Source organism: Streptomyces sp. NBC_01216 (assembly GCF_035994945.1).
Classification (GTDB): domain Bacteria; phylum Actinomycetota; class Actinomycetes; order Streptomycetales; family Streptomycetaceae; genus Streptomyces.
Genome location: NZ_CP108677.1, coordinates 5,930,363 through 5,944,458 on the forward strand (window position 1 = coordinate 5,930,363; position 14,096 = coordinate 5,944,458).

The following is a 14,096-nucleotide window of genomic DNA, read 5'->3' on the forward strand; positions in this document are numbered from 1 at the left end:
AGTGCTAATTAAAGGCGATCGAAGGTCGGTGCCGCAGTGAACCTGGAACTGAGCGAGGAGCAGGAAGCCGTTCGGAGGCTCGCCGCGGACTTCGTCAGCCGCGACGTCGCCCCCCACGCCGTGGCCTGGGACCGCGCCGAGGAAGTCGACCGTTCGATCGTCGGCAGGCTCGGTGCGGTCGGCTTCCTCGGGCTCACGATCCCGGAGGAGTACGGAGGCTCCGGCGGCGACCACCTCTCGTACTGCCTGGTCACCGAGGAGCTGGGGCGGGGCGACTCCTCCGTGCGCGGCATCGTGTCCGTCTCGCTCGGGCTCGTCGCCAAGACGATCGCCGCCTGGGGCGACGAGGAGCAGAAGCGGCGGTGGCTGCCGCGCCTCGCCACGGGCGACGTCGTCGGCTGCTTCGGCCTCACCGAGCCCGGGACCGGCTCCGACGCGGGGAACCTGGCCACCAGGGCGGTCCGTGACGGCGACGCGTACGTCATCGACGGCGCGAAGACGTTCATCACCAACGGCACCTGGGCCGATGTCGTGCTGCTCTTCGCCCGCACCAACGACACCCCCGGTCACCGGGGCGTCTCCGCCTTCCTCGTCCCCGCCGACGCTCCCGGACTCACCCGGCGCGCCATCCACGGCAAGCTCGGGCTGCGCGGTCAGGCCACCGCCGAACTGGTCCTGGAAGGCGTCCGTGTCCCGGCCGCCGCGATGCTCGGGCCCGAGGGCAAAGGCTTCACGGTCGCCATGTCCGCGCTCGCCAAGGGGCGGATGTCGGTCGCGGCCGGCTGTGTCGGCATCGCGCAGGCGGCACTCGACGCGGCCGTGCGCTACGCGGGCGAGCGCGAGCAGTTCGGCAAGCCCATCGCCTCCTACCAACTGGTCCAGGAGCTGATCAGCGACATCGCCGTCGACGTGGCCGCGGCCCGGCTGCTGACCTGGCGCGTCGCCGATCTGATCGACCGGGGCGAGGAGTTCGCGACCGCCGCCTCCCAGGCGAAGCTGTACGCCTCGGAGGCCGCCGTGCGCTGTGCCAACAACGCCCTCCAGGTCTTCGGCGGCTACGGCTACATCGACGAGTACCCGGTCGGCAAGCTGCTGCGCGACGCCCGTGTGATGACGCTCTACGAGGGCACCAGTCAGATCCAGAAGCTGATCATCGGGCGGGCGCTGACGGGGGTCTCGGCCTTCTGAGTACCGGGATGAGTAGCCCGGCGGATGTGGCGAAGGCCGCCTGCGCGGGACGCTGTCGCCATGAGTGAGACACCGGTCAAGCAGCAGAACACGGCCGCCTACCACCTGCAGGCGGTCCTCTCCTTCGGACTCGCCCTCGCGGCCGTGGGCGTCGGGATCTTCAACCTCCAGGCGGACGCCTGGGTGCGGTCCTTCCTCGCCATCGCGGTCCTCTATCTGACGACCTCGGCCTTCACGCTCGCCAAGGTCGTGCGGGACCGCCAGGAGGCCGGCCAGATCGTCAGCCGTGTGGACCAGGCCCGTCTGGAGAAGCTCCTCGCCGAGCACGACCCCTTCCAGAAACTCTGATCCGCCGAGCCCCCCACCCGGGGACGCGGGGGAGCGGGGCCGGGGAGCGGGCGGGCCGGGCGTCAGGGGTGGCGGTCATGCCGGCGAAGCCGGTCGTGCGGGGATGCCGTGGTGCGGTCGGCGTGGTAAGGAGGCCGGCGCGTCACGTGGGCAGGGGGCCGGGCCCGCACCCCGCCCACTTCTCTAAGCGCTTGCTCAGCTTCGTTGTATGGTGTTCGTCCTGGCGGATGAGGAAAGGGCGAACGATGAGCGTGGCGGAGCAGACGCCCGACGGCGAGGACGTGCCGTGGGGCGAGGTCACGCCCGAGGCGGCCCGGCGCCTGCTGGTCGCGGCCGTCGAGGCATTCGCCGAGCGCGGGTACCACGCCACGACGACCCGCGACATCGCGGGCCGCGCCGGGATGAGCCCCGCGGCCCTCTACATCCACTACAAGACCAAGGAAGAGCTGCTCCACCGGATCAGTCGCATCGGCCACGACAAGGCCCTGGAGATCCTCCGGGCCGCCGCCGACGGTGGGGGGACGTCCGGCGAGCGTCTCGCCGACGCGGTGCGGTCCTTCGTGCGCTGGCACGCCGAGCGTCACACCACCGCCCGGGTCGTCCAGTACGAACTCGACGCGCTCGGCCCCGAGCATCGTGCCGAGATCGTGGAACTGCGCCGCGAGTCCGACGCCGTCGTCCGCCGGATCATCGACGAGGGCGTGGCGGCGGGTGAGTTCGAGGTGCCGGACGTGGCCGGCACGGCGGTCGCCGTGCTCTCCCTGTGCATCGACGTGTCCCGTTGGTTCAACGCGCAGGGCCGCCGCACGCCGGACGAGGTCGGCGCGCTCTACGCCGACCTCGTGCTGCGGATGGTCGGCGGTGCTCAGAAGTAGTAGCGGGAGACCGACTCGGCGACACACACCGGCTTGTCGCCGCCCTCGCGCTCCACGGTCACCGTCGCGGTCACCTGCACCCCGCCGCCCGCCTCCGTCACCTCGGTCAGTACGGCGCTCGCGCGCAACCGCGAGCCTACGGGTACGGGTGAGGGGAATCGGACCTTGTCGGTGCCGTAGTTGATCCCCATCCTCATGCCCTCGACGCGCATGATCTGCGGCACCAGGGCGGGAAGCAGCGAGAGGGTCAGATAGCCGTGTGCGATGGTCCGCCCGAAGGGGCCGGTGGCGGCCCGCTCCGGGTCGACGTGGATCCACTGGTGGTCGCCGGTCGCGTCGGCGAACAGGTCGATCCGCTTCTGGTCGATCTCCAGCCAGTCGCTGTGGCCCAGCTGCTCGCCCACCCCGGCGCTCAGCTCCTCGGCGGAAGTGAAGACCCTCGGCTCGGTCATGTCCCTGTTCCCTGCCTCTCACCCGGTCGGTCCCATGTCTAAGCGACTGCTTAGTCTGGCGGGATCGAGGTCCGCTGTCAACGGGGCGGACCAGCCCTGCCAGTAGGGTCCGAGGAGTGCCCCAGATTCCGGAGAAGATCCACGAGCTCAGCGTCGGCCAGCTGTCCGCGCGTAGCGGCGCCGCCGTGTCCGCCCTGCATTTCTACGAGGCCAAGGGCCTGATCGGAAGCCGTCGCACGAGCGGCAACCAACGCCGCTACAGCCGGGACACGCTGCGTCGCGTCGCCTTCATCCGGGCCGCCCAGCGGGTCGGCATCCCGCTGGCCACCATCCGTGACGCGCTCGGCGAACTTCCCGAGGAGCGCACCCCGACCAAGGACGACTGGACCCGGCTCTCGGCGGCCTGGCGGGCCGAACTGGACGAGAGGATCGACCGGCTCGGCCGCCTGCGCGACCATCTGGCCGACTGCATCGGCTGTGGCTGCCTGTCGCTGGAGAACTGCGTGCTGTCCAACCCGGACGACGTCTTCGGCGAGCGGCTGACGGGCTCGCGGCTGATGCCGGAACGCCCTCGCGCGACGGAGGACTGAGGCGTCCCGCCCGGAACGTGCGGCAGGGGTCCGGCACCCCCGTGGTCGGACCCCTGCCGTTCTCGGAGAGCGGCGCCTCGCCTACACGGCGTCGCCCTTGCCTCCCGGGCGGGCCGGGCCGCCCGCCGTCCCGCCTCCGGCGGAACCGGCGGACTCCCCGGCGCCGCCCCGTCGGTGAACGGAACACGAGGCATCCCCGCGCCCCCGGCACACCCGCCCCCGGCACGCCGGGCCCCGGTCTCCCGCACGGGAGACCGGGGCTCCGGCCGTGACGCGTGGCGTCGGCATGGTGTGAACTCCGGTCGCTCCAGGGCCTCGTGGCCGTCACCGGACACACTGCGGTACGCGCACGGCGCTGTGCCAATGATTTTGTGGCCGGTGGCGTCGCTCTCCGTGTCCGACGCGTCGAGCCGCACGGGGCGAAACCGGCCGCAACGAGTGGTGCCGGGCGGTCCGGGGCTCCGGAGCAGCGGGGCCGTTCGCGTTCCCGGGGCCCGCCGACGCCGTGCGCGGCGTGTCGCGGCCGGCAGACGGGGGCGAGAGCCGGGAGTCGGGACCCCGGGGTCCGGGACGAAGGCGGTCGAAGCCGCCCGGGCCGGGCACCTCTCATCGTCGCGTCGGCCCTCCGCCCGGCGGTACCGGCACGCGCCCGGGGTCGTCGAGGCCGCGGGGGTACCGTCCCGAGGCCGGGCACAGGCACATCCGCGGGGTTTCCGGGTGCCGGACCCCGCCTGTCAGGCCGCCGCCGACGCCAGCGCCGGTCGTGCCTCGCCCCGGGCCCGCGCCAGCGCGGCCGCCGTGAGGACCGCACGCGGCACCACCACCCCGCAGGTCCCGCACACCGGGCCGCACCAGGGTTCGCCGCCCAGCGAGGGGCGCCACTCGACGAAGGACCCCGCGCACACCGGACAGTGCTCGCCCGGCTCGGCCTTCAGCGCGGCTATCAGCCGACGCAATACCTCGGCCAGCGACTCCGAGGGATGCACGGCGGGATCGTCGCACCGCGCCACCCCGTTGCCGCCCCAGGTCCGTCGGTGCACGTCGTCGACCGCGCCCGGCCGGCGCAGCCCCGCGTGCTTCTCGCGCCGCCGCCGCTCGGCGAACTCACGCTCGTACGCGAGCCATACAGCCCGCGCCTCCTCCAACTCCTCCAGTGCGGCCACCAGCCGCCCAGGATCGGCTTCCCGGTCCTCGGGCCCGAACCCGTGCCTGCGGCACAGATGGGTCCAGGTCGCGCGGTGCCCGTACGGGGCGAACCGCTCCAGGCACTTGCGCAGCGAGTACCGCCGCAGCGCCGTGTCGCACCCCGGATCACGCACCTGTCTCGCAAGACTCCGGAAACCGGCCATCGTTCCCCACCTCCGTCGCTCGTACTTCGGCGTCAAGGACGTTATGGAATGGACGAACGAGTGCCCCGTCCTGTTCCATCGAAATGCGGACGAGGCCCGGGAACGGCGGGGCGGGAACGGTCGGCGCGCGACGCGATGCGGAGGCTCTCGGACAATCCGGTGCCCCCGGGGACGCCGCTCGGCCGACACGCGGAGCCCCGCGACGAGGATGCCCCGAGCCTGCTCGCCACACGTGACGAGCTGACGAAGGCCCAGCTCAAGGCGGTGTCGGCGGCGGCGGGCCCGGCCCCGTACGGCCGGCTCCGCCGTGCCGGGCGGGCCTCCGGTGGCGAGGCCCCACGGCGGGAACCGGTCCACCTTCCCGACGCCGACCTCGGTGGCGTCGACCCCGTGTGGTCTGGCGAGAACTCGCCGCCGTGGCCCGACGCCGCGCCGCGGCCCCGTGGCCCGCACCGGCCCCGGCCCGCATCGGAGTCGTCCCGGCACGGACGAGACCCCTACCGGCCCCGTCGCGCCCCGCCGGGCGGACGGCCGGTCCCGTCGCACGCCCCCGTGCGGCGGAGCGAGGAGCTGGTGCGGCGGTGCTCAGGCTCCGAAGCGCCCAGCCGACGCCACCACCCGTGCCAGCTCCCGGTGGCAGATGTCGCTGTGCGCGCCCGACGGCGGGCCGCCGTCCTTGACCACCGCCGCCGTGTCCACGCTCACACAGCCGGACGCCGGAATCCCGTTCCGCAGCGCCGCCGCCAGGGTCAGCGAGGCCGTCCCCGGGACCGCCTGGACGCCGTCGTGGCCGATCGCCCACCAGCGCCGGTCGCTGCCCAGGATCGACGAGGCGTCCCGGGCCATCCGGGAGGCCAGCGGGTAGATCACCCCGAGCGCCGTGTCGTGGCGGGAGTAGCAGGCCACCACCGGCCCGTCGACGCGGCCTTGCATGTCACGCAGCGCCCCGGCCCGTCCGGGCTCGTGCGGCAGGCTCGCCGAGAAGGCGTAGTGCGAGAAGGCCCCCTGGAGCAGCGTCACCGACCGGACGTTGCGGGTACCGGGCGGCAGGCCGCGCAGCGCGTACGCGACGAGCCGGGCACCCATGCTGTGCCCCACGAGATGGACCCGCAGGCCGGGGGAGGAGCGCGCGAGACCGCCCAGCAGCGGCCCGAGTCCCCGTTCGCCGACCGCGCCCGCCCGGCGCTTCATGGTGTAGTACGTGGCCTGACGCAGCACCTCCCGCGCCCCTTTCCAGTACCGCCCGAGTCTCCCGCCGAGGGCCTCGCGGGGTGTCGGGACCCCGCCCGGACCCGCCGCCTCCTCCAGCGCGTCGGCGAACATCGCGCAGACCGCCACCGGGTCCCCCACCAGGAAGTCGGGCGGGGGCGTGCCCTCCAGGAGGGCCCGGGCGGCCGAGCCCGTGTCGGTCAGCTCCCTGATCAGGTCGCCGAACTCGGTGAAGGCGGCCTCGTCCTCCGGCTGTTCCCGCAGCAGCACGGAGAGCCGCTCCACCACCGCCTCCTTGCCGGGGTGCACCGCCGCCACCGACGCGAAGTCCGGGATCGGCTCGTCGGTGAACATGGTCGACGGCCAGACCACACCCACGTACCCCAGGCGCACGCCCGGCCTCACCACGCCCGGGAACGGGGCGAAGAACGCCGAGTAGAGGCGGGTCGCCGCCGTCCGGTCGCTGTTCCACCCGTGGGCGAACAGCACCAGATCCGTGACGCCCCGGGCGGCGAACGCCGACAGCGCCGTACGCTGCCCGGCCGCGCCGTCGCCGTCCTTGTCGAAGGTGATCTCCCGGTACGGCTCCACACTCATCCCTGCCATCGGCGATCCGTCCCTCCGTGTCGCGGACACTGCTGTCGCGGGGAGCTCGCGGCGCTCCTCCGGCGACAGCATCCTGCGCGCACGGGAGGACGGCCAGGCTTTCGGCGTGGACGCGCCGCGCGGAGCCGGGGAGTACCGCGAGCGCGGGGCCCCGCGGCGGCGGAGCCCCGCGCGACTCGGAGCCGGCAGGCTCAGCGGTAGAGCAGGTGGTCCCCGCGCACGGCCCGGAAGGCTTCCAGGTCCGCCGCCCAGGCACCCGCCACCTCGTCCGTGTCCGCGCCCGCGTCGACGAGGGTCCGCACCCGCGTGGAGCCCGTCAGCTTGTCGATCCACTGGTCCGGGCGCCAGGCGAAGCCGCTCCAGGAGGCTCTGGCGCTGATCAGCAGTCCGACGCCGGTGCGTACCGGGTCGAAGGCGGCCCGGTCGTGGACGTGCAGCTGCACCCCGCCCACCGTCCTCCCCCGGAACTTCGAGGACGTCGGAGCGAAGTACGCCTCCCGGAAGCGCACGCCGGGCAGGTCCAGGGTGTTCGCCGCCTCCGCCCAGCGCCGGTCGACCCCCTCCGCGCCGAGCAGTTCGAACGGACGGGTGGTGCCGCGCCCCTCGGAGAGGTTGGTGCCCTCGAAGAGACACGTGCCGGCGTACACGAGCGCGGTGTCCGGCGTCGGCATGTTGGGGCTCGGCGGTACCCACGGAAGACCGGTCGCGTCGAAGAAGTCCCGCCGCCGCCATCCCGACATCGTCACGGTCCGCAGCGGGACCGGTGTCGCCAGGAACTCCGCGTTGAACAGCCGGGCCAGCTCCGCCACCGTCATCCCGTGCGCCTGCGCGATCGGCTCGCGGCCCACGAAGCTCGCGAAGGCACGGTCCAGGACGGGCCCGAGCGCCGCCCGGCCGCTCACCGGGTTCGGCCGGTCCAGGACGACGAGGCCCTTGCCCGCCAGCGCGGCGGCCACCATGCAGTCGTACAGCGTCCAGATGTACGTGTAGAAACGCGCGCCCACGTCCTGGATGTCGAAGACGACGGTGTCGATGCCCGAGGCGGCGAACACCTCCGCGAGGGCCCGGCCGCTCTTCAGGTACGTGTCGTAGACGGGCAGGCCGGTCGCCGGGTCGTCGTGGCGCCCCTCTGAGCCGCCCGCCTGCGCCGTCCCCCGGAATCCGTGTTCGGGGCCGAAGACGGCCACCAGGTTCACCCGGTCGTCGGCATGCATGGCGTCCACGATGTGCCGGGCGTCGGGGGTGATCCCGGTCGGATTGGTGACCAGGCCGATCCGCTCGCCGGTGAGCAGACCGTAGCCGTCGGCGGCGAGCCGCTCGAACCCGGTCCGGACCCGGCGCCCGCCGGGGTGCCCGCCATCGTGCGCGACGGCCGCCGGTGCGGCCACCGCACCGGCCCCCAGGGCGCCGCCCGTGACCAGCAGTCCTCGTCGGGTCAGGCTCACGCGGGTCCTCCTCGGTCGCGTCCGTTGACGAGCGGGCGCTCGCGCCCCTCCCGGCGACACTGCCCCGTCGCGGCGCCCGCCACGCGCCCGCCGCTCCCGCCCGACGGACCGCGAGCACGGCGTGACCCGGAGCCGAACCCCGTCCCGGCCGCTCCCCTCGGGGGCTTCCCTGACGACATACCGACTGGTTAGTCTGCCCGTACGGTCGCAACGGAGAGGCGGGTCCCGATGGGTACGGTGCAGGGCGCTGGAGTGGTCGTCACAGGCGCGGGCGGCGGAATCGGAGCCGCGCTGGCGCGGCGCTTCGCCGCCGACGGAGCCCGGGTCGTCGTCAACGACCTGGACCCCGGCCGCACCAAGGCCGTCGCCGAGGAGACCGGCGCCACCGCGGTCGTGGGCGACGCGTCCGCCGTCGTCGAGGAGGCCCGCGAGGCCCTCGGCGGCTCCGTCGACGTGTGGTGCGCCAACGCCGGACTGGCCTCACCGGGTGACGCCTTCGCCGACGAGGCCGTCTGGGCCGCCGCCTGGGACGTCAACGTCATGGCGCACGTCCGCGCGGCCCGCGCCCTGCTGCCCGACTGGCTGGAGCGCGGCAGCGGCCGTTTCGTCTCCACCGTCTCGGCCGCCGGTCTGCTCACCATGGTCGGCGCCGCGCCCTACAGCGTCTCCAAGCACGGCGCCTACGCCTTCGCCGAATGGCTGTCCCTGACGTACCGCCACCGCGGGATCAAAGTCCACGCCATCTGCCCACAGGGCGTCCGTACGGACATGCTCACCGCCGCCGGGTCGGCCGGCGAACTAGTCCTGGCACCCACCGCCATCGAGCCCGAGGACGTGGCCGACGCCCTCGTCGACGCCATCGCGTCCGACCGGTTCCTCGTCCTGCCCCACCCCGAGGTGGCCGACTACTACCGGGCCCGCGCGACCGACCCGGAGCGCTGGCTGGGCAACATGAACCACCTCCAGCAGAAGTGGGAGGGGGCCGGCGCATGACCTCGATCTACGCGGCCATGCCCTGGCTGGCACAGCTCAGCGACGCCCAGCGCGCCCCCGTCACCCCGCCGCCCACCGTGCTGCACGCCTTCCGCGCCGCCGTCACCCGCAGCCCCGAGCATCCGGCCCTCGTCTACTTCGACGGCCGCCTGACCTACCGCGACACCGACGCGCTGTCCGACTCCGTCGCCGGCCACCTCGCCGCCCGCGGCGTGGCCCGCGGCGACCGGGTCGCGATCATGCTCCAGAACAGCCCGCACTTCGTCCTCGCGCTGCTCGGCGCCTGGAAGGCGGGCGCCACCGTCGTCCCGCTCAACCCGATGTACAAGTCCGGAGAGGTCACGCACGCCCTGCGGGACTCCGCCGCCACCGCGCTGATCTGCTCCGACCGCGCCTGGGCCGAGCACCTGCGGGACACCGCGGTCGCGTGCTCGGTCCGTGTCGTCCTCACCGCCTGCGAACGCGACCTGCAGACCCGCGACGACCCCCGCGTCCTCGCCTTCACGCGTGTCCCCACCGAGGTCGACGACCTGACCGAGGTAGCCCGGGCCGGTCACCCCGCACCCGCGGACCGCGACCCCGGCACCGAGGACGTGGCCCTGATCAGCTACACCTCGGGCACCAGCGGCACCCCCAAGGGGGCCCTCAACCTCCACCGCGGCATCATCCACAACGCCGAACGCCAGCGCACCGGCCACCCCGTTCCCGAGGGCGCCGGATACTTCGCGCTGGCCCCGCTCTTCCACATCACCGGCCTCGTCTGCGAGCTCGGCGCCTGCCTCGCCAACGCCGGCACCCTGATCCTCGCCTACCGCTTCCACCCCGGTGTCGTCCTGGACGCCTTCCTGGAGCACCGTCCCGCCTACACCGTCGGCCCCTCCACGGCCTTCATGGCGCTCGGCGCCCACCCCGGGGCCACCTCCGAGCACTTCTCCTCGTTCCTGGTGATCTCCTCGGGCGGCGCCCCGGTGCCGCCCGCCCTGGTGGAGCGCTTCCGCGCCGGCTTCGGCCCCTACCTCCACAACGGCTACGGCCTCACCGAGTGCACCGCTCCCTGCGCCGCCGTACCGCCGGAGAAGGAGGCACCGGTCGACCCGGTCTCGGGCACGCTGTCGGTCGGCGTCCCCGGGCCCGACACCCTCGTCCGGGTCCTCGACGAGAGCGGCGCGGAGGTGCCCTTCGGCGAGCACGGCGAGATCGCGGTCCGCGGCCCTCAGGTCGTCCCGGGCTACTGGGGACTGCCCGACGCCACCGCCGCCGCCTTCCCGGACGGGGAACTGCGCACCGGCGACATCGGCTTCATGGACGCGGAGGGCTGGCTGTACGTCGTCGACCGCAAGAAGGACATGATCAACGCCTCCGGCTTCAAGGTCTGGCCGCGCGAGGTCGAGGACGTGCTGTACACCCACCCGGCGGTCCGCGAGGCCGCGGTCGTCGGCGTGCCCGACCCCTACCGGGGTGAGACGGTCAAGGCGTTCGTCAGCCTGCGTCCGGGCGCCGAGGTGCGGCCCGGGGAGCTGTCCGCCCACTGCGCGCGGCGGCTCGCCGCGTACAAGTATCCGCGTGACGTCGAGGTCCTGGCGGAGCTGCCCAAGACGACAAGTGGGAAGATCCTCAGACGGGAACTGCGTTCCCCCCGGTGAAGACGAGCATCAGTGAGAGGCGGCGGCGCATGGCCAGGACCACGGACGGGAGCGGCACCCCCGTCCCCCAGAGGCTGCTGGCCGCCGCCACCCGGCTCTTCGCCGAGCAGGGCTACGACCGCACCTCCGTCCAGGAGATCGTGGAGGCGGCCGGGGTCACCAAGGGTGCGCTCTACCACTACTTCGGCTCCAAGGAGGACCTTCTCCAGGAGGTCTACTCCCGGGTGCTGCGGCTCCAGCAGGAACGCCTCGACGCCTTCGCGGACGCCGACGCCCCGGTCGAAAGACGGCTGCGTGCCGCCGCCGCCGACGTCGTCGTCACCACCATCGAGAACCTCGACGACGCCGCGATCTTCTTCCGTTCGATGCACCACCTCAGTCCGGAGAAGAACAAGCAGGTGCGGTCCGAGCGGCGCCGCTACCACGAGCGGTTCCGGGCGCTGATCGAGGAGGGCCAGCAGGCCGGCGTGTTCTCCTCCGTGACCCCCGCGGACCTGGTGGTCGACTACCACTTCGGTTCCGTGCACCACCTGTCGACCTGGTATCGGCCGGACGGCCCGCTCACCCCGCAGGAGGTCGCCGACCAGCTCGCCGACCTGCTGCTGCGGGCCCTGCGGCCCTGACGGCGCCGGCCGGCCGCGTCGGCGTCGCACCACCCGAGGCCGGCCGCCCCGGACCGCCGTGGCTCCCCGCTGTACCGGACGATCGCACGGGTCCACGCTGGAGGCATGAGCAACCGCGTACCGCGGCTGTGGAGCGCGGCGTCCGGACCCTCCCGCGCCCCGCTCACCCGCCTGCTCGCCCGCGGCGCCCTCCGGTTCACCGCCTTCGTCCGGGAACCGGCCCTGGCCGATCAGCGGCCGTTCGTCAGCCTGTGACGCACACCGCGGACCCGCCGCCGAAGACCCCCGTGACGGCATGCCCGCGCCCCGGTGCCGGTCCGCCCGCCGCCCCGGTCGCCCCGGCGGCGGAACCGGTCGGCCCGGGGCACGGGCGGACCCGGGTCACAGGTACCGCTTGAGCTCCCGGCGGGCGAGCGACCGCTGGTGCACCTCGTCGGGTCCGTCGGCCAGCCGCAGCGTCCGTGCCGCGGACCAGAGTTCGGCCAGCGGGAAGTCCTGCGACACACCGCCGGCGCCGTGCACCTGCACCGCCTTGTCGATGATGTCGACCACCGCCCGCGGAGTCGCGATCTTGATCGCCTGGATCTCGGTGTGCGCGCCGCGGTTGCCGACCGTGTCCATCAGCCAGGCCGTCTTGAGGACCAGGAGCCGCAGCTGCTCGACGGTCACCCGGGCGTCCGCGATCCAGTTCCGCACGACGCCCTGCTGCGCGATCGGCCTGCCGAAGGCCGTACGGGAAACGGAGCGGCGGCACATCAGCTCGATGGCGCGCTCGGCCATGCCGATCAGCCTCATGCAGTGGTGGATGCGGCCCGGTCCGAGCCGCGCCTGCGCGATGGCGAAGCCGCCGCCCTCCTCGCCGATCAGGTGCGTGGCCGGGACGCGCACGTCGTGGAAGACGACCTCGGCGTGGCCGCCGTGGTCGTGGTCCTCGAAGCCGTACACCCGCATCGCGCGCCGCACCTCGACACCGGGCGTGTCGCGCGGCACCAGGATCATCGACTGCTGGCGCCGTACGTCCGTCCCCTCCGGGTCGGTCTTGCCCATCACGATGAAGATCCGGCAGTTCGGGTTCATCGCCCCGGAGATGTACCACTTGCGGCCGTTGACGACGTAGTCGTCGCCGTCGCGATCGATCCGGGTCTCGATGTTCGTCGCGTCGGACGAGGCCACCTCGGGCTCGGTCATCGCGAAGGCCGAGCGGATTTCTCCGGCCAGCAGCGGCTCCAGCCACTGCTTCCGCTGCGCCTCGTCGCCGAACTGGGCCAGCACCTCCATGTTGCCGGTGTCCGGGGCGGCGCAGTTCAGGGCCGTCGGCGCCAGTTGCGGACTGCGGCCGGTGATCTCGGCGAGCGGCGCGTACTGGAGGTTGGTCAGGCCCGCGCCGTGCTCCGCGTCGGGCAGGAAGAGGTTCCACAGGCCCTGGCGCCTGGCCTCGGCCTTGAGGTCCTCCACGATCCGCGGGGTGTCCCAGGGGGAGGCGAGCCGCGCGCGCTGCTCGTGCGCCACCGGCTCGGCCGGGTAGACGTACTCGTCCATGAAGGCGAGCAGCCTCGCACGCAGTTCCTCGGTGCGGGCGTCGAATGCGAAGTCCATGACGGTTCAGCCTTCCTGGAGGGTGGTGAGGCCGTGCTCGATGAAGACGGGGACGAGCGCGCCGATGCGGTCGAAGCCGGCGCCGACGGTCTGCCCGAGGGTGTACCGGTAGTGGATGCCCTCGAGGATCACCGCGAGCTTGAACCAGGCGAAGGCCGTGTACCAGGACAGAGCGGAGGTGTCGCGGCCCGAGCGGGCGGCGTAGCGCTCGATGAGCTCGGCGGGATCGGGGTGACCGGCCGCGGACGCGGTGGTGCTGACGGGGGAGTGGGGCAGGTCCAGCTTCGCGCTGTACATCACCAGCAGCCCGAGGTCCGTCAGCGGGTCGCCCAGGGTCGACATCTCCCAGTCCAGGACCGCCTTGATGCGGTCGTCCTCGCCGATCAGCACGTTGTCCAGGCGGTAGTCGCCGTGCACGACGGTGGCGGTGGGGGAGACGGGGAGGGCCCGGCCGAGTGCGGCGTGCAGCTCGTCGACACCGGCCAGTTCCCGGTTGCGGGAGGCGTCCAGTTGCTTGCCCCAGCGGCGGAGCTGCCGGTCGAGGAAGCCCTCGGGACGCCCGAAGTCGGCGAGGCCCGCCTCCGCCGGGTCCACGGCGTGCAGGTCGACGAGGGTGTCGACCAGTCCGAGGACGGCGCCGCGGGTACGTTCCGGGCCGAGGGGAGCGAGCTGCTCGGCCGAGCGGTAGGGGGTGCCGGTGACGAACTCCATGACGTAGAAGGGCGCGCCGAGCACCCCGTCGTCCTCGCAGAGCAGCACCGGCTCGGGAACCGGGACCGCCGTGGGGTGGAGCGCGCTGATCACGCGGTGCTCGCGCTTCATGTCGTGCGCGGTCGCCAGGACGTGGCCGAGCGGGGGCCTGCGTACCACCCATTCGCCGGAGCCGTCGGTGACGACGTACGTGAGGTTGGACCGGCCCCCCTCGATCAGGCGGGCGGTGAGCGGTCCGCCGACGAGTCCGGGCCGCTCGCGGTCGAGGAATCCGCGCAGCTGCTCGGGATCGAGACCTGGCGGCTGGGCTGGGCTCATCGTGCGTACCTCCGGATGCTTCGCGGCCGGACGCGGCCGGCTGGACGGTCTTCATGATGACCGACCAGTCGGTATGTCGTCCAGGGGGGTGGCCGTCAGGTCCTCGGCGAAGCGGGTCCGCTGTCGTCGGGTCCGGCCGCGCACGGGTCC

The 14,096-nt window shown here is 73.3% G+C and carries 14 protein-coding genes; 8 read left to right on the plus strand and 6 right to left on the minus strand.

The features are described 5' to 3' along the window. The first annotated feature begins 36 nt into the window (after positions 1 to 36). The 3 genes from OG393_RS26610 to OG393_RS26620 all read left to right on the plus strand — a co-directional run bounded on the left by OG393_RS26610 (position 37) and on the right by OG393_RS26620 (position 2,411). A complete protein-coding gene (locus OG393_RS26610; protein ID WP_327377228.1) occupies positions 37 to 1,188 on the plus strand; it encodes an acyl-CoA dehydrogenase family protein in 1,152 nt (383 codons plus the stop codon). Between the two features lie 60 nt (positions 1,189 to 1,248). Further along, positions 1,249 to 1,536, plus strand: a complete 288-nt coding sequence (locus tag OG393_RS26615) for a YiaA/YiaB family inner membrane protein (protein WP_327377229.1) — start codon at positions 1,249 to 1,251, stop codon at positions 1,534 to 1,536. A 245-nt stretch (positions 1,537 to 1,781) separates the two neighbouring features. Then, positions 1,782 to 2,411, plus strand: a complete 630-nt coding sequence (locus tag OG393_RS26620) for a TetR/AcrR family transcriptional regulator (protein WP_327377230.1) — start codon at positions 1,782 to 1,784, stop codon at positions 2,409 to 2,411. Here OG393_RS26620 and OG393_RS26625 read toward each other — a convergent pair. After that, positions 2,402 to 2,863, minus strand: a complete 462-nt coding sequence (locus OG393_RS26625) for a MaoC family dehydratase (RefSeq protein WP_327377231.1) — start codon at positions 2,861 to 2,863, stop codon at positions 2,402 to 2,404. The two genes, OG393_RS26620 and OG393_RS26625, sit on opposite strands and share 10 nt — an antisense overlap. Before the next feature lie 116 nt (positions 2,864 to 2,979). Here OG393_RS26625 and soxR point away from each other — a divergent pair, with 116 nt between their 5' ends. Then, entirely contained in the window at positions 2,980 to 3,453 is a 474-nt protein-coding gene (soxR, locus tag OG393_RS26630) for a redox-sensitive transcriptional activator SoxR (protein ID WP_327377232.1), read from the plus strand. Positions 3,454 to 4,187: 734 nt separating this feature from the next. On the opposite strand, the gene OG393_RS26635 is transcribed toward soxR, so the two are convergent. The 3 genes from OG393_RS26635 to OG393_RS26645 all read right to left on the minus strand — a co-directional run bounded on the left by OG393_RS26635 (position 4,188) and on the right by OG393_RS26645 (position 8,062). Next, on the minus strand, positions 4,188 to 4,802 hold the full coding sequence (locus OG393_RS26635; RefSeq protein WP_327377233.1) for a hypothetical protein: 615 nt from the start codon (positions 4,800 to 4,802) through the stop codon (positions 4,188 to 4,190). A gap of 585 nt (positions 4,803 to 5,387) precedes the next feature. Further along, positions 5,388 to 6,617 (minus strand): serine-threonine protein kinase, encoded by a 1,230-nt coding sequence (locus OG393_RS26640; RefSeq protein WP_327377234.1) that lies wholly within the window; start codon positions 6,615 to 6,617, stop codon positions 5,388 to 5,390. Between the two features lie 191 nt (positions 6,618 to 6,808). Next, positions 6,809 to 8,062, minus strand: coding sequence for an exo-beta-N-acetylmuramidase NamZ family protein (locus OG393_RS26645; RefSeq protein WP_327377235.1), 1,254 nt, complete (start codon positions 8,060 to 8,062; stop codon positions 6,809 to 6,811). A 228-nt stretch (positions 8,063 to 8,290) separates the two neighbouring features. On the opposite strand from OG393_RS26645, the gene OG393_RS26650 reads away from it, so the two are divergent. The 4 genes from OG393_RS26650 (at position 8,291) to OG393_RS26665 (ending at position 11,576) form a co-directional block, all read left to right on the plus strand. Further along, positions 8,291 to 9,055, plus strand: a complete 765-nt coding sequence (locus OG393_RS26650) for an SDR family oxidoreductase (RefSeq protein WP_327377236.1) — start codon at positions 8,291 to 8,293, stop codon at positions 9,053 to 9,055. Then, positions 9,052 to 10,698: a class I adenylate-forming enzyme family protein gene (locus OG393_RS26655; protein ID WP_327377237.1), complete on the plus strand. Its 1,647-nt coding sequence runs from the start codon at positions 9,052 to 9,054 to the stop codon at positions 10,696 to 10,698. The genes OG393_RS26650 and OG393_RS26655 overlap by 4 nt, the downstream gene beginning before the upstream one ends. 29 nt (positions 10,699 to 10,727) lie before the next feature. Beyond that, positions 10,728 to 11,321, plus strand: a complete 594-nt coding sequence (locus OG393_RS26660) for a TetR/AcrR family transcriptional regulator (RefSeq protein WP_327377238.1) — start codon at positions 10,728 to 10,730, stop codon at positions 11,319 to 11,321. A gap of 105 nt (positions 11,322 to 11,426) precedes the next feature. Further along, a complete protein-coding gene (locus OG393_RS26665) occupies positions 11,427 to 11,576 on the plus strand; it encodes a hypothetical protein (protein ID WP_327377239.1) in 150 nt (49 codons plus the stop codon). A gap of 126 nt (positions 11,577 to 11,702) precedes the next feature. On the opposite strand, the gene OG393_RS26670 is transcribed toward OG393_RS26665, so the two are convergent. Together OG393_RS26670 and OG393_RS26675 are read right to left on the minus strand one after the other, a co-directional pair. Further along, the gene (locus tag OG393_RS26670) at positions 11,703 to 12,917 is read right to left on the minus strand and encodes an acyl-CoA dehydrogenase family protein (RefSeq protein ID WP_327377240.1); all 1,215 of its coding nucleotides are present in this window, start codon (positions 12,915 to 12,917) and stop codon (positions 11,703 to 11,705) included. A gap of 6 nt (positions 12,918 to 12,923) precedes the next feature. Then, complete coding sequence (locus OG393_RS26675; RefSeq protein ID WP_327377241.1) at positions 12,924 to 13,946, minus strand: phosphotransferase family protein; 1,023 nt, start codon at positions 13,944 to 13,946, stop codon at positions 12,924 to 12,926. Between the last annotated feature and the right edge of the window lie 150 nt (positions 13,947 to 14,096).